The following is a 21,895-nucleotide window of genomic DNA, read 5'->3' on the forward strand; positions in this document are numbered from 1 at the left end:
TCCCCCGTCAGAGGCAGCGGGGTCAGACCCCTGCTTTGTAGCCGACACCACGCACCGTCAATACGACTTCCGGAGCTTCCGGATCCTTTTCAATCTTGGACCGCAGGCGCTGGACATGGACGTTGACCAGGCGCGTGTCTGCCGCGTGCCGGTATCCCCAGACCTGCTCGAGCAAAAGTTCGCGGGTGAACACCTGCCACGGCTTGCGGGCAAGGGCAACGAGGAGATCAAATTCAAGCGGAGTAAGGGAGATGCGTTCGCTGCCCCGGCTGACTGTGTGGCCGGCGACGTCGATGCTGATGTCTCCGATGCGCAGGGTTTCCGGCGCCTTCTGGTCTCCCGGGCGGAGGCGGGCGCGCACGCGGGCCACCAGTTCGGCGGGCTTGAAAGGTTTGGGCACGTAGTCGTCTGCGCCGGACTCGAGGCCCCGGACGACGTCGGAGGTGTCCGATTTGGCGGTGAGCATAACGATCGGCACGTCCGATTCGGCACGGATCTGCCGGCAGACCTCGATGCCGTCCATGCCCGGAAGCATCAGGTCCAGCAGTACAAGGTCCGGCCTGGATGACCGGAATACATCAAGCGCCTGGGCGCCGTCGGCGCAGAAGACCGGCTCGAAGCCGTCATTGCGAAGAACAATTCCAATCATTTCGGCCAGCGCTTCATCATCATCAACCACCAGAATGCGTGCCTTCATAGTTATATATTCGCTTATTGGGCAGGCTTTGTCCTGTTCAGCGTCCTGCGGCATGGCGGAACGCTAGGACGGCCGACGCCGGAACTATAGGCTGGTGCCATGCCGGACCTTCCCGGCGCCCTCCCTGGAAACCGGGCCGGGCGCTGCGGGCAGCAGTCGGACTTGTAAGGGGGAGGAACACGGTGTCACCACAGGATTCGGGCCAGCAGTGGCCGGGGCAGCAATGGCCGAGCCAGCAGCCGTGGGGCCAGGGGCACCAGCAGTGGGGCCAGCCGGGGTGGCAGCAGCAGCCGCCGGGCCAGCAGCCGCCGTGGGGACAGCCTTCGTACCAGGCGCGCCCGCCCTACCCCGGTTCCCCTTATCAGGGAGGGCCCAACAACCCGTTCGGCCAGCCCCGCTACGTCGCCCCGCCCAAGCCGGGGATCGTGCCGCTCCGCCCGCTGATGTTCGGGGAAATCCTTGACGGTTCCTTCCAGGCCATCCGCCGCAACGCCAAGGCGATGCTGGGCGCAGCCCTGCTGGCCCAGTCACTGGCGGCCATCCTCGCCGCCGTCGTCACCGCTGTCACCGCTACATCCATGGGATCGATCGAGGCCTGGGCCGACACCGCCACCGCCGAGGACGTGGCCGCACTGGGCATCGGCTTCTTCGCGGCGGTCCTGGTGGTTGCCCTTCTGACCCTGTTTATCTCCGCGGTCCTCCAGGGCGCCATGGTAGTGCCGGTGGCGCGGTCCATCCTCAACCGGCCCACCAGCTTCCGCCGCATGTGGGCGCTGTCCCGTTCCAGGGCGGGAGCCCTGGTCCGCCTGGCGCTGCTTTTGCTGGGGGCGGGGCTGCTGGCTTTCGTGCTCCTGGCGGTTCTTGGGGTTGCACTGGTGTCCGCCATGGAAGGAACCGGTGCCCTCCTGCTGATTCCCGTGGTGCTGAATTTCATCGCGCTGTCCATCTGGATCGCCATCAAGGTGCTGGTTGCTCCGGCCGCGGTGGTTGTCGAGGAACTGGGGGCGGTGGCCGGCCTCCGCCGGTCGTGGGAACTGACCCGCGCCAACTGGTGGCGCATCCTCGGCATCACGGTGGTGATCAGCATCATGGTGGGGATCGTCAGCCAGGTAGTGATGATCCCCGTCAGCCTGCTGACAAGTTTCCTCACCACCGTCGCAACGCCCCATGCCGGAAGCGAACAGACGGCAGCCGTCGCCGTGGCAGTTGGCGTGGCAACCGCGGTCCTCGGTGCCCTGGTGGGAGCGCTCGGGTATGCCTTCCAGACGTCAGTAATGGCGCTGCTCTACATGGACCTGAGGATGCGGAAGGACGGACTGGACATCAACCTCCTGCGGCTGCTGGAATCCGGCGCAGACCCCGACGGCGTCCCCGGCCGCGGTGCCGCGCCGGGCCCTTCCGGACGGGACGGCTCAGGCCCTGCCGCGGGGGCATGGCCGGATGTCCGCTGAACCGCCGGTCCTGCCGGGGGCAGAGGAAGCCCGGCGGTGGGCAGCCGAAGAACTGGCCAAGCCGGAATACCGCGACGCCGCACCGTCCTGGGCACAAACGCTTTGGGAGAGTTTCCTGGACTGGCTTACGTCCCTCGACGGACCCGGCCAGGCCCCAGGTCCGCTGCCGGGTCCGGTCATCGGGATCGTCATCGCGCTCGTCATCGCAGTTGCGGTGGTCCTCGCCCGGCCCCGGCTGAACGCCGCCGCCCGGCGGCCCGGCGATGTTTTCGAGCCGGGCACCAGCCTTGCTGCAGCAGACTACCGGCAGCGTGCCGAAGCCGCGGCCGCGGCAGGAAAGTGGGGGGACGCCGTCGTCGAACGCTTCCGGGCGCTGGTGGCTTCCGCGGAAGAGCGCCTCATCCTCGATCCGCAGCCGGGGCGGACGGCCGATGAGGCAGCGCGCGGTCTTTCGGTGCCGTTTCCGTTGGCAGCCGCGCGCCTGGCGCAGGCGGCGGGGACCTTTGACGCTGTCCGATATGGCAACAGGACCGCCAACAGCGGGGACTACCAGGAGGTGGCAGGACTGGACGCTGCCCTTGAGGCAGCCAGGCCCGGGCAGGCCGCCGCCGGTCATGACATCGCGGTGCGGCCATGACGGATATCTTGCCCGCCGGCGGGCGCACAGCCGGCAGCGTAGACAGGACACCGGGCACCGGGCGGCGTTCCGCCCTGGCCTGGCTCCGCCGGCACCGGGCCCTCTCAGTCTTTGCCGCGATCGTGGCTGTCGCCCTTGGCATCGTGGTCTGGGGCCAGTTGGCCCCCAGGGGTGACAGCGTGCCCCTGTCAACAGGCAATGCCGGTCCCGGCGGTGCCCGGGCGGTCAGCGAGATCCTGGGGCGGCACGGCGTTGAAGTGCAGAATGCCGGGACATTCGAGGCCGCCATGTCCGCGCTGGGGGCAGGCTCCTCCCCCACCCTCATGCTGTACGACCGCAACGGTTTCCTCGATGGGCCCCGGCTCCTTGAGCTGGCAGCAGCGGCCGGCCGGATGGTCCTGGTGGCGCCCCGGCTGGAAACGTTGACCGCACTGGACAGCGACATCCGCCAGGCAGGCGTCGTCCCGGACGCTTCGCCGCTGCTCACCCCTGGTTGTCAGCTGCCGGACGCTGTTGTGGCCGGAGAGATTTCGGGAGAGCAGGGCTTCGTGTACGACGGCGGCACGTCCTGTTACCGGCCGGCCGGCGGCGCCGCCGGGCTGCTTGCCGTCAGCGCCGACGGCAGCCTGACCGTCCTGGGCAGTACAGCAGTCCTGGACAATGAGCGGCTGGACGAGCAGGGGCATGCTGCACTCGCCCTGCGGACCCTCGGCAGTTCGCCGGACCTGGTGTGGTACCTGCCCTCACTTGAGGACCTGGACACGTCCGGATCAGCGCAGACACTTGATGAGCTGGCACCGGCCTGGGTCCATTTCCTGGGGCCCTGGCTCCTCGTGGTTGCGCTGGCCGCAATTGCCTGGCGCGGCCGCCGCCTGGGTCCGCTGGTGTTCGAACCGCTTCCGGTGGTGGTGAAGGCGGTGGAAACAGCAGAGGGAAGGGCCCGCATGTACCACGATTCCCATGCGGTGCAGCAGGCGCGTGACAACCTCCGGGCCGGAACACTGGTGCGGCTCGCCCGGAAACTCCGGCTGGGGCCGGGCGCCACGGCAGATGAAGTCATTGATGCGGCGGCCCGGTACCTGGGGCGCTCCGCCGCCGACGTGCGCGGCCTGGTCAACGACCGGCCGGGAACCGAATCCCGGCTCGTGGCCTGGGCCCAGGAAATGAACAACCTAGAGAAAGAGGTCAGCAGCCGATGAGTGAACACGGCAGCGGTCAGCGGGTCCTGGATCCGATGGAGCACGACTCAGCCCGGCAGGCTTTTCTGGACGTGCGCCGCGAGGTGTCCAAGGCCGTGGTGGGTCAGGATGCCACCGTCACCGGAATGCTGATCGCACTGCTGTCCCACGGGCACGTACTGCTGGAGGGCGTGCCCGGCGTCGCGAAGACCCTGCTGGTGCGTGCACTGTCAGCGGCGCTGGACCTGGACACCAAGCGGGTGCAGTTCACGCCGGACCTGATGCCCGGTGACGTGACGGGATCGCTGGTATACGACTCGCACACGTCCGAATTCACGTTCCGCGAAGGTCCGGTGTTCACCAACCTGCTGCTGGCGGATGAGATCAACCGGACGCCGCCGAAAACCCAGGCGTCGCTGCTGGAGGCGATGGAGGAACGGCAGGTTTCCGTGGACGGGGTGTCCCGTCCCCTGCCGTCTCCGTTCCTCGTGGCAGCCACCCAGAACCCGGTGGAATACGAGGGCACCTACCCGCTGCCGGAGGCTCAGCTGGACCGCTTCCTGCTCAAGCTCACCATGCCCCTGCCGGAGCGGGGGGAAGAGATGGAGGTCATCCGCCGCCACGCTGCCGGCTTTGATCCCCGGGACCTGTCAGCCGCCGGGGTCCGCCCCGTGGCCGGCGCCGCGGACCTGGAACGGGCCCGGCATGCGGTGACCGGCGTCGCCGTCGAGCGGGAAATCATCGGCTACATCGTGGACCTGGTGCGTGCCACCCGCTCCGCGCCGTCCTTCCTGCTGGGCGTTTCACCGCGTGGCGCCACGGCACTCCTAAACACGTCGCGGGCCTGGGCCTGGCTTTCCGGCAGGAGTTTCGTGACCCCCGACGACGTCAAGGCCCTGGCCGTACCCTGCCTGCGGCACCGGGTGGCGTTGCAGCCGGAAGCACAGATGGACGGCGTCCGTGTGGACGACGTGCTTGGCAGCATCCTGGCCTCGGTTCCCGTTCCGCGCTGATGGCAGTTTCCGGGCGCTTCGTCCTGCTGGCCCTGTTGGGGACGGTGCCGGTCCTGCTGCTGCCCGGCTGGGGGACGGTACTTGCCGTCCTGGCAGTGCTGGCAGCCCTGGCCACCGCCGACCTGCTCCTCGCCGGTTCACTGAAGCACGTGCGCGTGCTGCGGTCCGAACCCGGCAACGTCGCCCTGCATGGGACAACGGAGGCCCGGCTCACAGTCCGCAACGACGGGACCCGGCGCGTGCGCGGGACGCTCCGCGACGGCTGGCAGCCGTCCGCGGGAGCGCTTAACCCCGTCCAGCGGATCGACGTTCCCGCCCGCGAAGGCAGGCGCGTTGCGGTAAGGCTGCGGCCGGTCCGCCGCGGCGACCTCAACGCCCTGCACGTTACGGTGCGGTCCTTCGGTCCCCTGCTGCTCGCCGCCCGGCAGCGCACCTTCCAGCGTCCGGGAACGCTGCGCGTGCTGCCGCCCTTCCATTCGCGGCGGCACCTGCCATCCAAGCTTCGCAAGCTCCGCGAACTCGACGGGAAAGCCGCCGTCCAGATCCGCGGGGCGGGCACCGAGTTCGATTCCCTCCGCGACTACGTCCGGGGCGACGATGTTCGCTCCATTGACTGGAGGGCAACGGCCCGCCGGTCCGCCGTCGTGGTCCGCACCTGGCGCCCGGAGCGCGACCGCCGCGTTGTGCTGGTCCTTGACACTTCGCGGACGTCGGCCGCAAGGATCGACGACGAGACCCGGCTGGATACCGGCATGGAAGCCGCCCTCCTGCTGGGCGTCCTTGCCGAGCGGGGCGGCGACAGGGTGGACTTCCTGGCCTTCGACCGCCGTGTCCGTGCCCGGGCGGGTTCCGCTGTTCAGGGCAACCTGCTGGGACAGCTGGTCCAGGCCATGGCTCCGCTGGACCCGGAGCTCATCGAGATGGACTGGCCTGCCGTCCCCGCCCAAGTTCGGGCTGTGACCGTGCACCGGGCGCTCGTCGTGCTGTTGACATCGCTCGACGGCGGCGCACCGGAGGAAGGGCTGCTTCCCGCCGCTGCCCGTCTGGCGCACGACCACGTGGTGGTGGTGGCAGCGGTCCGTGACCCGCAGCTGGGCGACATGCTGGGCGGCCGCACTGACGCTGCCGGTGTGTTCCGGGCCGCTGCTGCCGAACGTTCCCTCCTGCAGCGTGCCGCCGTCAGCGCAGAGCTCCGCCGGCACGGCGTGGAAGTGGTGGACGCCGAACCGCACCAGCTCCCCCCGCGCCTGGCGGACATGTACATCCGGCTCAAGGCGGCCGGTAGATTGTGAAGCCAGTGGTGTCTGTCCCGGGAGGAGCTTCGTGAACGTACCGATCTACCAGCAGGTCCTTGGCGCGGACTTTGGCAGGCTGCAGCCTGAACTGCAGGACTACTTTTCGCTGGTGCCCGGCTCCGGGGCGTATGGCGTGGGCGAAGGCACATTCGACGTCGTGGGCTGCCGGCAGGAATGGCTTCGGCCCCTGCTGCGCATGACCGCCGGCGAAGAGGCGTTCTTCCCCGAATACGGCGAAAATGTCCCGTTCCGGATCGAAAACCACGCCCACCAGGACCCGTTCGGCCGTTCCAGCCTCACGGCACGGCGGGAGATCCGCTTCCCGGGCCGGACCCGGATGTTCCAGGACACCACCAGCGTCACCAGCCGGAGCGGATCCCCGCAACTGGTGGATTACGTGGGCCGGTACCGCCGCATGGTGACGGACCTGAATCTTAGCGTCACGGCGGAGGGACGGCTGCGCGGCGTCTCCGAAGCATCCCGCCTGTTCCTTGGCCCCCTCCGGATTCCGCTGCCCGCATCCATGGACGCAAAAGCCTACGCTGAACAGTGGTGGGATCCGGCCGAAGGCCCAAACGGCCGGCACAGGATACAGGTCAAAGTCATCCAGCCACACATCGGACTGGTCCTGGTGTACGCCGGCGGCTTCGACTACAGGCTGCGACCCTATACGGGAGGCAACCCGGCGCACAGCTTCCTGCCCCGTTACGCACAGCCGGACCGCTGGGAGAACCGGATGTAGCGGCTTCTCCGGCTACCCCAGGGCGAGCTGGTTCAGCCCGTCCGCAAGCTGGGTCAGGCGTCCCAGCACGGCCGTGGCCTGTGCTGGAGTGTGCCCCGCAAGCCCCGCCGACGGAGTGACCAGGATGGTGCGCAGGGACGAGGCCGACAGGCCGAGCTGCCGCCACGGCCGCCACACGGAGTCCACGCAGTCCGCCACTTTTGGTAGCTGCGCGCCCTCGACGTCGAGTGCTCCCGCCCACAACCGCTTGCCCGCCTCCACTGCGCCGGCGAGTTGCTCCCACTGGCGGGTGGTAAGGGGCTTCAGGGGCACGGCGACCCCGTCGGCGCCTGCCGCAAGGACGGATTCGAGCGGCGCCTCGACGGCTGGAACGGACACCACCACTTCGCTGGCTCCCGCAGCACGGAGGGCATCCATGACCACCCGCCATGATTCCCTGGCTTCCGAGGGTGCCACGGCCCGCAAGGTGCGGTAGCCGCTGGCGGTAGGAATGGTGCCGGCCAGGACGGCGGCGATCTCGGGTTCATCGAGCTGCACTACCAGCCGCGCTCCCGAAACTGCTGCGGCGACCCGGGTGAGATGGTTTCCGACGCCGGCCGCCAGTGAGGCGGCGAGGTCGCGGCGGGCGCCATAGTCAACCAGGGCGCGCTCCCCATTGTGAAGGTGCAGGCCCGCAGCGAGGCTCAGAGGCCCCACAAGCTGGACCTTGATCGCATCGGCGGACGTTTCTTCGGCTCCTGCGACGTCGGCCAGGACGTTGACATCGGTCGCGAGTGCGGAGGCTGCCCGCCGGAAGTCCTTGCCCGGGCGGTCGACAAGCCGCCATCCATGTGGCTGGAGATCAACGGCAAGTTCCTCCAGCAGGGAGGCGGTACGCCCCAGGGGATCGGAGCCCACGCCGCGGGCCGGCAATTCGGCGAGGAATGGCAGGTGCGGCCGGCCGAGTTCGCCACGGATGATGCGCGCCGCTTCGAGGGGGTCCGCGCCCGGCCACGGTCCGTGGGCGGTTGCGGTTACTTCCGTCGGCACTGCTTTCCCCGGTTCACGGGCGGCCTTGTCCGGCCCGGGCCGCTCAGCCACCGTCATGCGAGGGCTGAGGCCTGCGGGTGCTGGCCGGACCCGGCGGCGGTCTGGTGGTCCTCGGCAATGGCCTCGTGGTGCCGGATCACCTCGCCGATGATGAAGTTCAGGAACTTTTCGGCAAAGGCCGGATCCAGGTGGGCGTCCTCGGCGAGCCGCCGGAGCCTGGCGATCTGGGCGGCTTCGCGCCCGGGGTCGCCCGCAGGGAGGCGGTGGGCGGCCTTCAGGAATCCCACCTTTTGGGTGGCCTTGAACCGTTCGGCCAGGAGGTAGACCAGCGTGGCGTCAATGTTGTCGATACTGGAACGGATTGAGAGCAGTTCAGCCATCACCGCGTTGTCCACCTGGCCGGCCAGGGAACTGGCTGAAGGATCGAAATCGTCGGAGTCAGGTGCCGGGAGGTTGTGCTGCGTCATGGTCCAAGTCTATGGGCAGGGAGCTAGAGCGCTGCGCGCTGCAGTGACCGTGCTGCGTCAATGGTCGCCTGCCCCAGGACGCGGGTCCCCTGGTAGAGGACCACTGTCTGGCCGGGTGCCACACCCCGCAGCGGGTCTGCCAGCCGGACCACCAACTGTCCGGAAGAGTCACCGTCAAGCTCCATGCGGGCGGTCGCGGGAACCGGATCGCCGTGGGCACGCACCTGGGCGTAGCAGTCGAACTCCTCGCCGGTTTCAACCTCGGCGATGGGCAGGCCCGCCCACGAAACCTTGATGCCACGGATCTCGTCGATAGCGAGCAGCGCCTGCGGTCCCACAACCACCTTGTTCTCCTTGGGCCTGATCTCCAGCACGAACCGCGGCTTGCCGTCGGCGGCGGGAGTGCCGAGCTTCAGGCCGCGGCGCTGGCCGACCGTGAACGCGTTGGCACCGGCATGTTCACCAACTTTGGCTCCCGTTTCATCCACGATGTCGCCCGCGGTCATCTCGATCTTTTCAGCGAGCCAGCCGGTGGTGTCTCCGTCGGGGATGAAGCAGATGTCGTGGCTGTCAGGCTTGTTGGCCACCGACAGGCCGCGGCGCTCCGCCTCGGCCCGCACCTCCGCCTTGGACGGGGTGTCTGCCAGCGGAAACATGGAGTGCTTGAGCTGTTCGTGCGTGAGGACGCCCAGCACGTAGCTCTGGTCCTTGGCCCAGTCCGCGGCCCGGTGGAGTTCCCGGTTGCCGTCGGCATCCTCAATCACCTTGGCGTAGTGGCCCGTGCACACGGCGTCGAAGCCCAGCGCGATGGCCTTTTCCAGCAGCGCGGCGAACTTGATCCGCTCGTTGCAGCGCATGCAGGGATTGGGTGTCCGTCCGGCGGCGTACTCGTCGATGAAGTCCTGGACCACATCCTCCTTGAACCGCTCAGAGAAGTCCCAGACGTAGTAAGGAATGCCCAGCACGTCGCAGGCGCGCCAGGCGTCGCGGGAGTCCTCGATGGTGCAGCATCCACGGCTGCCGGTCCGCAGGGTGCCCGGCATCCGTGACAGCGCCAGGTGGACGCCGACGACGTCGTGCCCGGCTTCGACCGCGCGGGCGGCGGCAACGGCGGAGTCGACTCCGCCGCTCATGGCTGCTAGAACTCGCATGCTGGCTTTCTGTTGTTGTGGGGAGGGCGCGGGCCGACGGCCGGAAGAGACACGCCGGCCTGGGGGGCGCGCGGAAACGATGTTCGCCTATCTATTCTACGGCCTTCTGCAAAACCGCACGGTGTTGCGTGGTCAGCGGCCTGCCTGGCCCTGCCGGGCGATGGTGCCGGCGGTCTGGATCGAGGACTCGTGTCCGGCCATGCCTGCCTGCCGCGCCCTTGCATAAGCATCCGGCAGGGCCGCCAGGAGGGCATCGACGTCCGCCTCGGTGGACGCGTGGCCGAGGGTAAAGCGCTGGGCTCCCCTGGCCGTTTCCTCGTCCAGCCCCATGGCCAGCAGCACGTGCGAAGGACGCGGAACGCCGGCGGTGCAGGCGGACCCGGTGGACGATTCCACGCCGGCGAGGTCCAGGAGGAACAGCAGCGAGTCCCCTTCACAGCCGGGGAAGGTGAAGTGCGCGTTGCCGGGCAGTCGTCCGGCGCCAGGTGCACCGCGCAGGACGGCGTCCGGCACCCGCGCCAGAACGCCGTCGATCAGGCGGTCCCGCAGTGCTGCGATGCGTTCAGCTTCCGTAGCGAGCCCCGCCGTCGCAGCGTGGGAGGCCGCGGCGAAGGCCGCGATGGAGGCCGTGTCCAGGGTGCCCGACCGGACGTCCCGTTCCTGTCCTCCGCCGTGCTGGACCGGCGTCAGCTTCACCGCCCGTCCCAACAGGAGCGCGCCCACCCCCACCGGGCCGCCGATCTTGTGCCCGGAAATGGACATGGCGTCCAGGCCGGACTCCCGAAAGTCCACGGGAAGCGAGCCGAACGCCTGCACCGCGTCCGAGTGCACGGGAACCCCGGCAGCATGCGCCAGCTCCACGATGCGGTGGACCGGCTGGATGGTACCTACCTCATTGTTGGCCCACATCACTGTCACCAGTGCGATGGTGTCCGGCTCGCGCGCCAGCTCCTCCTCGAGGACTGCCAGCTCCACCACGCCCTCGGCGTCGACGGGCAGCCAGGTCACCCGGGCGCCCTCGTGCCGCTCCAGCCACTCAACGGTGTCCAGCACCGCATGGTGCTCGACGGCGGAGCAGAGAATCCTGCGCCGCGCCGGGTTCGCTGCCAGCCGGGACCAGTAAAGGCCTTTGACGGCAAGGTTGTCCGATTCAGTCCCGCCGGACGTGAAGATCACTTCGGACGGGTGGGCGCCCGCCGCCTCGGCAACAACCTCCCTGGCGTCCTCCACCGCACGGCGCGCACGGCGCCCCGAGCCGTGCAGTGACGACGGGTTCCCGGTGCGGGTGAGTTCGCGCGTCAGGGCAGCCAGGGCCTCGGCCGAAAGCGGGGTGGTGGCAGCATGATCGAGGTAGACGGGCACCTGTTAATTCTAGCGGCCCGGCTTACCGCGCCCGCTGGCCTGCCGAATTTCTCGCCTCTAGTTCGACGGCGGCAGGACCGCCAGGTGCGCGGATACATCGGCACGGGCGGCGGCGAGGGACGAAGCGTCCGGGCAGGATACCGAGACGTAGACGGATGAGCCGGCCGTGCCGAACAGCCGCGCCAGAACCGCTGCGGCCCTGCCGGAGGACGGCGCTGCCTGCTCCAGCCCCAGCATTTCCACGCGGCGGACCGGCTCATTCCGGTTGTCTCCCCAGCGCAGGCTTTCTGTCTTCAGGTAGCCAGGGAGGATGCTCGGGTCCAGGTACTCGAAAAGCGCATCAGTCGATTCCCGGTCGTCGCCGCGGGCAAGCACTCCCTGGTTGTTGCGGACCTTGGCCGCAACCAGGCAGCCGTCGGCTTTTAGGTACTGGCTTTCGCCCGCCACATTGTCCTTGACCTGCTTCCAGCCGGGCACATCCTTCAGCCCGTCCGAGATGCCCACCGGCACGCCGCGGGCAAGCGTGGTGCCGGCGGTGAAGGGCAGGTCCCGCGCGGCCACCGCCTCGGCGTCATGACCGGGCGTGATGGTAGGCGTGGACAGGGCCGGGGCGCTCTCCACCGGGGCCGGAACACTGGGGTCGGGCACGTTGACGCTGCAGCCGCTCAGGAGCGTAGCGGCCACTCCAGCCGTTACCGCCGCCCTCAGCCATCCGGCAACGGCCGGTTGTCCCGCCGTCGGCATACCCATGTCCACCCCGCTGCATCTGCCACTGCCCCTCCGGCCGTGCCCCCATGAGTCTAGACTGCGGGCAGGAAGGGAACCCGTGGAACCGTGGCGCTCGTTATCCCAACAGGACCGGCGTTCGGCTGGCTAGACTGGGCTGGCCCGGCCTACGGTGCCCACGAGAGAAGGATGAGTGCTTGACCGAGCGCAGCAGCTCCCACTACCAGGTCCTGAAGGTGGCTGTAACTGCCACCGATAGAGAAATCAAGGTGGCCTACCGCCGCGCTGCCCGCACCGCGCACCCGGACCACGGAGGGGATGCGGCCACGTTCCGCCGTGTTACTGCCGCCTACGAAACCCTTATCGACCCCCAGCGCAGGAAGGCATACGACCGGTCCTATGCGTCCGGTACCTTCCGGGATACTCCTGCAGACGATGAACCGCATTTTGATGCCCCGCCGGCTGGCAGCCGTGCCTCCGCCACCGTGCACCGGCCCGGCAGCGGCAGGAACACCGCCGGAGACCCGCCGATCTATACGCCGCCCTACGAAGGAACCGGCGTTCCGTTGATTCCGCTGGCGCAGGCCGCCCAGCAGGTCCACGGCATGCCGCGGAAGCGCGGCATTTTTGGTGCCGAAGCCCGGATCCAGCGGGAAATGCGGACCGTCCAGCTCCTGTCCCGCCAGGTACTCCCGGCCATCCCGGCAGCCCGGCTGATCAACGGACTCCAGTCGCCGGCGGACAACAGCCACATCGACCACGCCGTCCTGTCGGGCTACCGGCTGGCCCTGGTGAACTCGATGCTCCTGCCGCAGGGCGCCTACGCCTGGAACGGCAGCACCCTGAACCACGGGGCACGCAGCATCGCCCCACCCCGGCTGGCCCACCTGGTAAGGGCAATGCAGGACATTTTCCCGGAGCTGAACGTCACCGGCTGGACCGTGGTCCTCAGCCCCAGCGGAAACCTGCACGAGCCTGTGATCGACCACCACCGCCGTCAGGCCGGGGCCCTGGAGCCCGTCCAGATCGTCAACGGGGCCGGGATGGTCCGGGGAATCAAGGAGTTCCTCGCCTCAGGGCCTGCCCCGAACATCGTCAACGTTCCGGTGCTGGCAAGGCTTCTGCGCGGCATGCACTAGCGCTGTCGCTAGGATGGATGTGTGTTCCGCATTCTTTTCCACGAGCCCGAAATCCCCGGCAATACCGGCAACGCAATCCGCCTGGCCGCCATCACCGGCGCAGAACTGCACCTCGTGGAACCGCTTGGCTTCGACTTTTCGGACGCCAAGCTGCGGCGGGCGGGCCTCGACTACCACGACCTCGCCGTCGTGACAGTGCATAAGTCCATTGCGGACGCGTGGCAGCACCTGCAGCCCGAGCGCGTTTACGCGTTCACTTCGGACGGAACGTCGAGCTATACCGATATTGCCTACCAGCCCGGCGACGTCCTTATGTTCGGCCGGGAGTCGGTGGGCCTTCCTGCCGGGTTGAAAGCCGACCCGCACGTAACCGCGACGGTGCGTCTGCCCATGCTGCCCGCCTTGCGCTCGCTCAACCTTGCCAACGCCGCCTCCATCGCCGTATACGAGGCGTGGCGGCAACAGGGGTTCGACGGCGCGCGGTTGTAGCACCGGCAAACCGGACCAAGAGATCCGCCCCTGCCACCCATCCACGCCGGCCGCGGCACCGAATCGCTTTCGGGATCAAGTGCAGCGGTGATCGAGGAGCGGCAGGTGACATTACTAGGGACAGGTTCCCGGGCGGAGCCCCACAACCGCAGCGGAACCGCTGAGGAATCCCCGCCGGGAGACTTATGCTTGGTAGTAATGGAAACTCCCAACGCGCCAAATACCGAGGCTGCCGCCGCGGTCACAGATCCGCCTGCTGAGCTTAGCCATCGTCTAGCGGTCCTGCTGGAGGGAATAGCCCGGCGCGACCAGGCGGCCTTTGCGGAGTTCTACCAGTTGACGTCGCGGCGGGTGTACGGCATGGCGCGCAGGGTGCTGGTCGACCCCGAGCTCAGCGAGGACACAACCCAGGAGGTTTTCCTCCAGGTGTGGCAGAACGCGGCGAAGTTCGATGTCCAGGCAGGCAGTCCCCTCTCCTGGCTGATGACCATCTCGCACCGGCGGGCGGTGGACAAAGTGCGGTCATCGCAGTCGTCCACGGACCGCGAGGCCAGGTATGGAGCCAGCACCCAGGACATCGACCACGATTCCGTGTCCGATGAAGTGGGCAGCAAACTGGAGGCGGAGGCGGTGGTCCGTTGCCTGGGGACGCTGACCGAAACGCAGCAGGAGTCGGTGCGCCTGGCATACTACGGCGGGCTCACCTACCGGGAGGTCGCCGAACGGCTGAACGCTGCAGTACCCACCATCAAGTCCCGCATCCGCGATGGACTGATCCGACTGAAGACCTGCTTGGGGGTGAGTTGAGATGACAGAAATGAACCATGGGCGTAAGGGCCGTCCCGGCGCGTTCGGCGATACCGTTGCCACGGACCTGGCCTCCGGCCGGGCAGTGGATCTGGCGGAGCTGTACGCGCTGGACGCCGTCACGGACCAGGAACGCCAGGCGATTGAGGACTATGTCTCAACCGCCCCGGAAGCGGAACGGGCCGCATTCCTGGCGCGGGTCCGGCAGGCGCGTGAGACACTCGCCATGACCTTCCGGGTGGAAGAAGAGCCGCCCGCAGACCTGTTCAACCGGATCGTCGCACAATTGCCGGCGGACACTGCACAGCACGGGGAAAAGCCCGACGCCGGCACTACCGTTCCGCTCTCCGGCCGGGCTGCCGTGCCTGGAACCGCAGATGAACTTGCCGCCGCGCGGCAGCGGCGGAAGGAACGGCGCGGGCCGGCCGGGGCGCGCCGGTGGCTTGCCGGGGTGGCCGCCGCAGCCGCCGTCGCCCTTGGTGGCGTGGGTGTGGGCTCCTACATAGCGGACCAGAACGATCCCTTGAAGCAGGTTGTCCGCGCCGGCGACCTCCGCGAGGCGTCCGTGGATGTCTCCGGGGGCGGCACGGCCACGCTGCTGATTTCCCCGTCGGAGGACGCCGCGGTGGTCAAGATGAACGGCGTGCCCGCCCCGCCGGAAGGCAAGGTCTACCAGATGTGGCTGATCCCCAAGGACGGCTCGGCTCCGGTGTCGCAGGGGCTCATGGACGAGGATGCATTGTCAAAGCCTGCGGTGGTTCAGGGAATTTCTTCCGCCGCCGCCTTGGGAATCACCGTGGAACCGGTGGGAGGGTCCCAGTCCCCCACCATGCCCACCGTCGCCGCGGCGCCGTTGGGCGCGTAACGGTCGGATGCAGCCAAAAACGCCCGGTTCCCTTCCAACAGGATGGGAACCGGGCGTTCGGCTATGACGGCCGAAGCCGGGCGGTGCTAGAAGCCGGCAATCGTCCCCGGTCCGTTGATGGCAACAACATGGAACGCCTCCGCGCTGCTGCCTTCCGGCAGGCCGGCACGGGCAGCGTTGGCGCGCAGCCCGCGGCGCACGGTGGCTTCCATGGACTCGACGTCCGGATGCTGGCTCACGTGGACGTGGATGGCGGCCAGTTTCGCATCCACCTGGCTGGTGACATCCACATAATGGTTTTCCCGTTCCTCAGGGCCGGCATAAAGCCAGAGCCAAGGCAGCTTGTAGGCCGCCAGGCCGGATTCCGCGAGTTCCGGGTAGGCGAACGGGTTTTCCACGGCCGGATAGACGGCACGGGTCACCGCCTCACCCACGGCAAGGTGGTCCGGGTGGCTCTTCTGGATCCGACGCCAGTTCCGCTCCGGGTGCATGGAAAGCACGACGTCGGGCCGGATTTGCCGGATCAGCCGCACCACGCCTTTCATCACCTCGTGCGAGGGCTCGAGGTACCCGTCGCGCTGATGAAGGTAGTGGATATCGGAAACGCCGACCAGTTCAGCCGCACGTCGCTGCTCGGAGTCCCGCATCGCGATGATGTCCGCCCGGTGCGAGGGGTCGAATCCCCCGGCATCACCGTCCGTCATGATGCAGTAGCTGACCTTGACGCCGGCCGCTGTCCAGGCCGCAATGGTGCCCGCCGCGCCGAAGTCGATATCGTCCGGATGGGCCGCAAAACAGAGCACCCGCTCAACCCGGTCTGTGGCCGGATTGAACGGGCTCTGCGCCTGTGTGGTGGAGGCAGCCAAAGGGTCAGCCTTTTCGCTTCTTGATCTCCGCGGTGGCCTGGGGCAGCACGTCGAAGACGTCTCCGATGATGCCGAAGTCCGCGATCTCGAAGACCGGTGATTCGGCGTCCTTGTTCACGGCAACAATGACCTTGGAAGTCTGCATGCCGGCCTTCTGCTGGATGGCGCCGGAAATGCCTGCGGAAATGTACAGCTGCGGCGACACGGTCTTGCCGGTCTGCCCCACCTGGGCGTCATGGCTGATCCAGCCGGCATCCGTGGCTGCACGTGACGCACCCACCGCAGCCCCCAGGGCATCGGCGAGTTCCTCGACCGGTCCGAAGTCGCCGTCCAGGCCGCGTCCGCCTGCCACCACAATGCGGGCGTCCGTGAGGTCCGGGCGGCCACTGGCGACCTTCTGTTCGCGGGCGGTGATGCGGGCAGCTGCAGCAGTGGCGCCGGCAGGCACCTCCACCGTGGATGTCCCGGGGGCGGAGGGAGCAGCAGCCGGCTCCGGGGTGACGTTGTTGGCCTTCAAGGTCACAACGGAGACGGCCGTCGTCGCCCTGCAGGAGGTGTTGTAGGAACCGGCGAGCACGGACTTGTGCGCGGTTCCGTCCGCGTCCACTCCCACAGCGTCCGTGATGACGCCGGCCTTCAGCCGGATGCCCACCCGCGCCGCAATCTCCTTGCCCTCGGGCGAGTTGTCCAGCAGGACAATCCCGGCACCGGCGGATTCGGCGGCAGCTGCGACAAAAGCCGCCTTGGGGGCGACCAGGAAGTCGTCAAGGTCCTGGGCTGAGGGGCGCAGGACCGCGCTGACGCCGTATTCGGCGAAGGCGGCCGCAACGCCGTCGGAAACCTCCCCATTGACTGCGACAACGCTTTCGCCCAGGGTACGGGCCAGCGTCAGCAGTTCCAGGCTGCTCTTTTTGAGCCCGGCGCCTGGGTTGTCAAGAAAAACGAGTACTTTTGCCATGTCTGTATCCCTCTTAGAGCAGCTTCTGTGCGGCCAGGAAGTCAACCAGCTTGATGCCGGCGTCTCCTTCGTCGGTGATGATGGTGCCGGCGGTCCGCGGCGGGCGCTCCTCGGCGCTGAGCACGCTGGTCCAGGAACCGGTATGGCCCACCTGGGCCGGGTCCACGCCGATGTCTGCCAGGGACAGCGTGGTGATGCTCTTGCGCTTGGCCGCGATGATGCCCTTGAAGTTGGGGTAGCGGGGCTCGTTGATCTGGTCCGTCACGGACACGACGGCGGGCAGCGGAGCCTCGACGGTCTCGGAGGATATGTCAGCGTCCCGACGGGCGGTCAGCCGGCCGCCGCTGACCTCGAGCGAGGAAGCGAAGGTGACCTGCGGCAGGCCTAGGCGTTCTGCCAGCTGCGCCGGAACCAGGGACGTTTCGCCATCGGTCGAGGCCATGCCGGTGATGACCAGGTCCACCTGTCCCAGGTGGCGGACGGCGGCGGCGAGCGCGAGCGAGGTGGCGGCAGCGTCCGAGCCGGCGAGGGCGTCGTCGGTGAGGTGGACGCCTTCGGTGGCACCCATCTGGAGCGTCTTCTTGATGGCATTGACGGCACCGGACGGTCCCATGCTCAGGGCAATGACCTGGTTGCCTGCCTTGCTGCCGCCCCGCGCCTCGGCCAGCTGCAGCGCCGCTTCGAGGGCGTATTCGTCGAGCTCGGACAGGATGCTTTCATCGCGGTCCACGGTGTTGCCCTCACCGTTGAGGTGGCGGTCGAACTGGGCGTCCGGTACATGCTTGACCAGGACGACAATCTTCAATGTATCTTCCACTGTATTGACAGCAGCCTTCCATGCTTGTGGACAGCCAGCCGGGTGAGGTCGTGGCCGCGGGATGCCCGGCATACGGGTAGCTCCTAGCTAACCATATTGGCCGCCCCATATGACGCCCGGTTAACGCCTGTGTCAGCTCTCCCCCTGCGGCAGACAGGACGACGGCGGCGTCCCCGCCCGGGTGGGGACGCCGCCGTCGTACTTCCTGGTAGCTCCGCCCGCGGCGCCTAGCCGGCCGCGGTGCCCAGCGTGACGTCGAACGTCTGCTCCTGGCCGTTGCGCAGCACGGTGATCTTCACCTTGGTGCCGGCGGGTTGTTCACGGACCGCGGCCGTCAGCTGCTCCGGTTCACCGACCGCAAGGTCGTTGAACTTGGTGATCACGTCGCCCACTCTGATGCCGGCCTTGCCTGCAGCTGAGTCGGGCTCAACGGTTGCCACATCAGCCCCTACAGAGAACTCCGACGAGGAAGTGGACGTCTTGCGCTTCACGCTCACGCCCAGCTGGCCGTGCGATGCCTTGCCGGTTTCGATTATCTCCTCGGCCACGCGCTTGGCATGGTTGATGGGAATGCTGAAACCGACGCCGATGTTTCCGCTGGTCGAGGACGCGCTGGAGCCTGCCGAAGCGATGGCGACGTTGACGCCGATCACCTCGCCGCTGCTGTTGACCAGGGCCCCGCCGGAGTTGCCCGGGTTGATGGCTGCATCGGTCTGGATCACGTTGATGGAAATTTCGCCCTGCTCCGCCGTCTGCTGGCTTTGTCCGCCGCCCGGAGGCGCGAACTGGAACCCGCCCTCGTCGTCACCCTCCGCGTTGTCCCCTTCTTCGGGCGCGGCCGCCGAGGCCACGCTGATGGTCCTGTTAAGGGTGGACACGATGCCGTCGGTGACCGTCCCGGTGAGGCCGAGGGGTGAACCGATGGCGATGGCTGTATCGCCAACGTTCAGTTTTCCGGAGTCGCCGAAAGTGGCAGGCGTGAGGCCGGAGCCGGCATCCACCTTGATCACGGCGAGGTCGGAGAGCGGATCAGTCCCCACCAGCTTGGCGGGGATGACGCGGCCGTCGCTGGACCGGACTTCCAGCGTGGCGTTCGCCGTCTGCCCGTCCAGGGTGACCACGTGGGTGTTGGTGAGGATGTGTCCCTGGTCGTCGAGCACGATGCCGGAGCCGGTGCCGCCGTTGCCGCCGCTGGCGGCACTGATGGTCACGACGCTCGGTGATGCCTTCACAGCCGCTGCCGTGATCTCGTTTACCGAGTCCTGGTTGTTGACGATGACGGTTCCCGGCTGGCTGTTGCTGATGGTGCTTGCCGGGGACCCGTTGCCGCCGAACAGCTCATTTGACCCCACCGTTGCGACGCCGCCTCCCACAAGGCCTGCCGCGAGGATGCTTGCCACCAGGGTTCCCACGCCAAAGCTGGCCTTACGGCGCGGTGCATCCCTGGGGTTCGGTGCGAACCCCACCGCACCCCCATGTGCCGCGTTGTGTTGCTGCTGGTAGGCCTGGGGGTTGTACTGCGGGTACTGCGGGCCGTGCTGCTGGGCCTGCCCGTAGCTGGACTGCCCGTAAAAAGGCTGGTGCCGCGGATAGACCGGGCGGTTTGCTCCGGGAAGCTCCTGGGTGGGATTCTCCGGGTGCCGGTCCAGCGATTCTGTGGGGTACTCCCGCCCGGCGCTGTTGCCGGCGCCGGCCTGGTCGGGTTCCTGACCGGAAAGGCCGCCCCCGGGCCGAGCCTCCGCGGGATGCTCCTTCTGCTGCGCGGAGGGCTGCTGCCAGGGATCCTGGCGGCCCGGGCGCCCTTCGGGAACCTGTCCGGGAATGTTGTTCTCCGTCATGGGACTTCCTTTCATCCTCGTCTGCAATTAACTATGGCCCTCTTGACTGGAACAAGCTCGGATGTTTGCTGAGAGCTTCCTGATCGCCCTCCTCTCGCCTGCAAAGCGGCGTTCATGCTGTTTCGCTGGTGGCATAGTCGCCTCAATGGACGGGCTGTGGGGTGCACCATAGAATCAAGATGAATTGCCACAGCGACCTGCGGCTTCACACCAAGCGTGGGGGCGCTGTTGGATTCTGAGACGACTGATTCGTCCCGAATCGGTGTCGGGCGTTCTGAAGGGTTGCAGATGCGGTCAAAGTTCAAACGTGTACTCGCCGTGATCGGTGTGACCGGGCTGCTGGCGGTGCCCGCCGGCGCGGCCTGGGCTGAGCCACCGGTGACACTGGATCCCGTTACCAAAATCGTCGATTCGGCAGGGGTGCTGGGCGGAGACAAGCCGGATGTTGAAGCCGCCATTAAGAAGCTGGGTACCGATCACGCTACCGTCCTTCACGTTGTTACCGTCAAGAGGTTTGAAGACCCCGCCGATCGCGAAGCCTGGACAGACGCGGTAGCTGAAAAAGCCGGCCTTGGGCCCAACGCACTGATTCTGGCCGTGGCAACCGACAGCCGGCAGTACATCCTGAACAAGGGTGGAACCAAGCTCACCAATGAACAGATCGAAAACATCAAAAGCACCGCAATCGGTCCGCAGCTTTCCAACGGTGACTACGCCCAGGCCGCGATCAACGCAGCTGAGGCTGTTGGCAACGCAGCAGAAGGCGGCAGCGGAAAACTCTCATCAGGTGATGGAGCCGGCACAGCCGTTCTCGTCGGCACCGGTGTAGTGGCCGCCGGTGGTGCCGGCGCTTACTTTTACTACCGGAACAAGCGGAAGAAGGTCGCCGGGCAGGCATCGTCCGCGAGCTATGGCCCGCACGACGCTTCCCAGGCCGATCCGCTCGCATCGCTCAGCATTGAGGAACTGCGCCGCAAGAGCGGCTCACTGTTGATCGAGGCTGACGACGCCATCAAGTCCAGCGAGCAGGAGCTGATGTTCGCCCAGGCCCAGTACGGCGATTCCGCCGTCGGCAACTTCACCAAGGCGCTCGACGAAGCCAAGGCCCACATGTCCGAGTCCTTCAAGCTCCAGCAGCAGCTCGACGACCACATCCCGGACACCGAAGAGCAGCAGCGCACCTGGCTGGGAGAGATTATCCGGCGGTCCGAGGCTGCGCTCGCGTCCCTGCAAGAGCAAAAGGCTGACTTCGACGCCCTGCGTGAGCTTGAGAAGAATGCGCCACAGGCCCTGGCCACTGTTAATGCCGGAGCCCGCGAGGCCGATGCCAAGATCGCCAGCGCCGAGCAGTCACTGACAGCCCTACGCAGCAAGTACGCCGAAAGCGCCCTGACCCAGGTCTCCGACAACATCCTGCAGGCCAAGGAGCGGCTGGCGTTCGTCCAGAACGCCACCGCCACTGCCCAGCAAAAACTCGGCGAAGGCGAAGGCAGCCTTGCGGCCGTAGCTGTCCGTGCTGCCGAGGAAAGCCTGCACCAGACGAACGTGCTGCTGGACGCGATCACCAAGGTGTCAGGAAACCTCGATGAGGCGCGGAACAGGCTGGAAGCCGCGGTTGTGGACACGTCGCAGGACCTGGCCCAGGCCCGCGCCATGATCCAGTCCGGATCCCATCCCGAACTGGCTGGACCGGTTGCAGGTGTGGAATCTGCCCTGGCACAGGTCAAGGCAGAGATCCAGGGCGGCAAGATCGACCCGATCGCTACCCTCCAACGGGTGGAAACCGCGCACCAGTCGCTCGACCAGGCCCTGAGCGGCATCCGCGACCAGCAGGAACAGTCCCGCAGGGCGCAGGCTTCACTTCAGCAGACCATCATGTCCGCCCAGGCCCAGATCAGCGCCACGTCGGACTACATCACCGCACGCCGCGGCGGCGTGGGCACAGAGGCCCGGACCCGGCTGGCGGAGTCCCAGCGCAACCTGGACTACGCACTCTCCATCTCCCGGACAGATCCCGTCACCGCCCTAACCTATGCCCAGCAGGCCCATGCCCTCGCGGCACAGGCAGCGCAGCTGGCGCAGGCGGACGTAGACCACTTCGACGGCTACGCAGGCCAGGGCTACGGCCGGGGCGGCATGTTCGGCGGTGGAGGAGGCGGCCTGGGCGGCGCCATCCTCGGCGGCATTCTCATCAACTCAATCCTCAACGGCGGAGGTCATGCGGGTTGGGGTGGCGGCCATAGCGACGACGGCGGCGGCTGGGGCGGAGGCGACTTCGGCGGCGGTGATTTTGGCGGCTGGGGCGGAGACTCGGGCGGAGGCGGCGACTTCTAGCAGCGGCACGACTTGGTGCCTGCTGGAACCGGCG

At 67.5% G+C, this 21,895-nt stretch carries 21 protein-coding genes and 1 pseudogene; 11 read left to right on the plus strand and 11 right to left on the minus strand.

The annotated features are described in order from the left end of the window. Positions 1–22: 22 nt before the first annotated feature. The gene (gene mtrA / locus ACLH0K_RS11530) at positions 23–697 is read right to left on the minus strand and encodes an MtrAB system response regulator MtrA (RefSeq protein ID WP_411373738.1); all 675 of its coding nucleotides are present in this window, start codon (positions 695–697) and stop codon (positions 23–25) included. Positions 698–879: 182 nt separating this feature from the next. On the opposite strand from mtrA, the gene ACLH0K_RS11535 reads away from it, so the two are divergent. The 6 genes from ACLH0K_RS11535 to ACLH0K_RS11560 are packed head-to-tail and all read left to right on the plus strand — an operon-like array spanning position 880 to position 7,013. Then, complete coding sequence (locus ACLH0K_RS11535; RefSeq protein WP_411373739.1) at positions 880–2,148, plus strand: hypothetical protein; 1,269 nt, start codon at positions 880–882, stop codon at positions 2,146–2,148. Further along, a complete protein-coding gene (locus ACLH0K_RS11540) occupies positions 2,138–2,785 on the plus strand; it encodes a DUF4129 domain-containing protein (protein ID WP_411373740.1) in 648 nt (215 codons plus the stop codon). The genes ACLH0K_RS11535 and ACLH0K_RS11540 overlap by 11 nt, the downstream gene beginning before the upstream one ends. Beyond that, positions 2,782–3,984: a DUF4350 domain-containing protein gene (locus tag ACLH0K_RS11545; RefSeq protein ID WP_411373741.1), complete on the plus strand. Its 1,203-nt coding sequence runs from the start codon at positions 2,782–2,784 to the stop codon at positions 3,982–3,984. Before ACLH0K_RS11540 ends, ACLH0K_RS11545 begins: the two co-directional genes overlap by 4 nt. After that, positions 3,981–4,976, plus strand: coding sequence for an AAA family ATPase (locus ACLH0K_RS11550; protein ID WP_411373742.1), 996 nt, complete (start codon positions 3,981–3,983; stop codon positions 4,974–4,976). Before ACLH0K_RS11545 ends, ACLH0K_RS11550 begins: the two co-directional genes overlap by 4 nt. Next, the gene (locus ACLH0K_RS11555) at positions 4,976–6,268 is read left to right on the plus strand and encodes a DUF58 domain-containing protein (RefSeq protein WP_411373743.1); all 1,293 of its coding nucleotides are present in this window, start codon (positions 4,976–4,978) and stop codon (positions 6,266–6,268) included. The genes ACLH0K_RS11550 and ACLH0K_RS11555 overlap by 1 nt, the downstream gene beginning before the upstream one ends. A 31-nt stretch (positions 6,269–6,299) precedes the next feature. Further along, the gene (locus ACLH0K_RS11560; RefSeq protein WP_411373744.1) at positions 6,300–7,013 is read left to right on the plus strand and encodes a DUF4166 domain-containing protein; all 714 of its coding nucleotides are present in this window, start codon (positions 6,300–6,302) and stop codon (positions 7,011–7,013) included. A 12-nt stretch (positions 7,014–7,025) separates the two neighbouring features. On the opposite strand, the gene ACLH0K_RS11565 is transcribed toward ACLH0K_RS11560, so the two are convergent. The 5 genes from ACLH0K_RS11565 to ACLH0K_RS11585 form a co-directional block, all read right to left on the minus strand. Beyond that, positions 7,026–8,099: a hypothetical protein gene (locus ACLH0K_RS11565; RefSeq protein WP_411373745.1), complete on the minus strand. Its 1,074-nt coding sequence runs from the start codon at positions 8,097–8,099 to the stop codon at positions 7,026–7,028. After that, on the minus strand, positions 8,096–8,509 hold the full coding sequence (locus ACLH0K_RS11570; RefSeq protein ID WP_411373746.1) for a chorismate mutase: 414 nt from the start codon (positions 8,507–8,509) through the stop codon (positions 8,096–8,098). The genes ACLH0K_RS11565 and ACLH0K_RS11570 overlap by 4 nt, the downstream gene beginning before the upstream one ends. A gap of 23 nt (positions 8,510–8,532) precedes the next feature. Continuing rightward, positions 8,533–9,642, minus strand: a complete 1,110-nt coding sequence (gene mnmA, locus ACLH0K_RS11575; protein ID WP_411376470.1) for a tRNA 2-thiouridine(34) synthase MnmA — start codon at positions 9,640–9,642, stop codon at positions 8,533–8,535. A 150-nt stretch (positions 9,643–9,792) separates the two neighbouring features. After that, positions 9,793–11,022, minus strand: a complete 1,230-nt coding sequence (locus ACLH0K_RS11580; protein WP_411373747.1) for a cysteine desulfurase family protein — start codon at positions 11,020–11,022, stop codon at positions 9,793–9,795. Between the two features lie 57 nt (positions 11,023–11,079). Next, positions 11,080–11,772, minus strand: coding sequence for a hypothetical protein (locus tag ACLH0K_RS11585; protein WP_411373748.1), 693 nt, complete (start codon positions 11,770–11,772; stop codon positions 11,080–11,082). Positions 11,773–11,945: 173 nt separating this feature from the next. Here ACLH0K_RS11585 and ACLH0K_RS11590 point away from each other — a divergent pair, with 173 nt between their 5' ends. Both ACLH0K_RS11590 and ACLH0K_RS11595 read left to right on the plus strand, forming a co-directional pair. Continuing rightward, the gene (locus ACLH0K_RS11590) at positions 11,946–12,887 is read left to right on the plus strand and encodes a J domain-containing protein (protein ID WP_411373749.1); all 942 of its coding nucleotides are present in this window, start codon (positions 11,946–11,948) and stop codon (positions 12,885–12,887) included. A 21-nt stretch (positions 12,888–12,908) separates the two neighbouring features. Continuing rightward, on the plus strand, positions 12,909–13,376 hold the full coding sequence (locus tag ACLH0K_RS11595; protein ID WP_411373750.1) for a tRNA (cytidine(34)-2'-O)-methyltransferase: 468 nt from the start codon (positions 12,909–12,911) through the stop codon (positions 13,374–13,376). Positions 13,377–13,490: 114 nt separating this feature from the next. Here ACLH0K_RS11595 and ACLH0K_RS11600 read toward each other — a convergent pair. Beyond that, positions 13,491–13,541 (minus strand): annotated as a pseudogene (locus ACLH0K_RS11600) (hypothetical protein); the annotation flags it as partial. A 33-nt stretch (positions 13,542–13,574) separates the two neighbouring features. Here ACLH0K_RS11600 and sigK point away from each other — a divergent pair. Beyond that, positions 13,575–14,183 (plus strand): ECF RNA polymerase sigma factor SigK, encoded by a 609-nt coding sequence (gene sigK / locus ACLH0K_RS11605; protein WP_411373751.1) that lies wholly within the window; start codon positions 13,575–13,577, stop codon positions 14,181–14,183. A gap of 1 nt (position 14,184) precedes the next feature. Continuing rightward, positions 14,185–15,048 carry an anti-sigma factor domain-containing protein gene (locus ACLH0K_RS11610; RefSeq protein ID WP_411373752.1) on the plus strand — a complete coding sequence of 288 codons (864 nt, stop codon included), beginning with the start codon at positions 14,185–14,187 and terminating at the stop codon, positions 15,046–15,048. Between the two features lie 86 nt (positions 15,049–15,134). On the opposite strand, the gene ACLH0K_RS11615 is transcribed toward ACLH0K_RS11610, so the two are convergent. From ACLH0K_RS11615 to ACLH0K_RS11630, 4 genes are all read right to left on the minus strand, one after another. Continuing rightward, the gene (locus tag ACLH0K_RS11615; RefSeq protein ID WP_411373753.1) at positions 15,135–15,914 is read right to left on the minus strand and encodes a PIG-L deacetylase family protein; all 780 of its coding nucleotides are present in this window, start codon (positions 15,912–15,914) and stop codon (positions 15,135–15,137) included. 4 nt (positions 15,915–15,918) lie between these two features. After that, entirely contained in the window at positions 15,919–16,872 is a 954-nt protein-coding gene (locus ACLH0K_RS11620; protein ID WP_411373754.1) for an electron transfer flavoprotein subunit alpha/FixB family protein, read from the minus strand. A gap of 13 nt (positions 16,873–16,885) precedes the next feature. Continuing rightward, complete coding sequence (locus ACLH0K_RS11625) at positions 16,886–17,677, minus strand: electron transfer flavoprotein subunit beta/FixA family protein (RefSeq protein WP_411373755.1); 792 nt, start codon at positions 17,675–17,677, stop codon at positions 16,886–16,888. 239 nt (positions 17,678–17,916) lie between these two features. Beyond that, positions 17,917–19,527, minus strand: a complete 1,611-nt coding sequence (locus ACLH0K_RS11630; protein ID WP_411373756.1) for a trypsin-like peptidase domain-containing protein — start codon at positions 19,525–19,527, stop codon at positions 17,917–17,919. A gap of 288 nt (positions 19,528–19,815) precedes the next feature. Here ACLH0K_RS11630 and ACLH0K_RS11635 point away from each other — a divergent pair, with 288 nt between their 5' ends. Beyond that, on the plus strand, positions 19,816–21,861 hold the full coding sequence (locus ACLH0K_RS11635) for a TPM domain-containing protein (RefSeq protein WP_411373757.1): 2,046 nt from the start codon (positions 19,816–19,818) through the stop codon (positions 21,859–21,861). Positions 21,862–21,895: the final 34 nt, after the last annotated feature.

The sequence above is a fragment of the Arthrobacter sp. MPF02 genome (genome assembly GCF_046605375.1).
Taxonomy (GTDB): domain Bacteria; phylum Actinomycetota; class Actinomycetes; order Actinomycetales; family Micrococcaceae; genus Arthrobacter.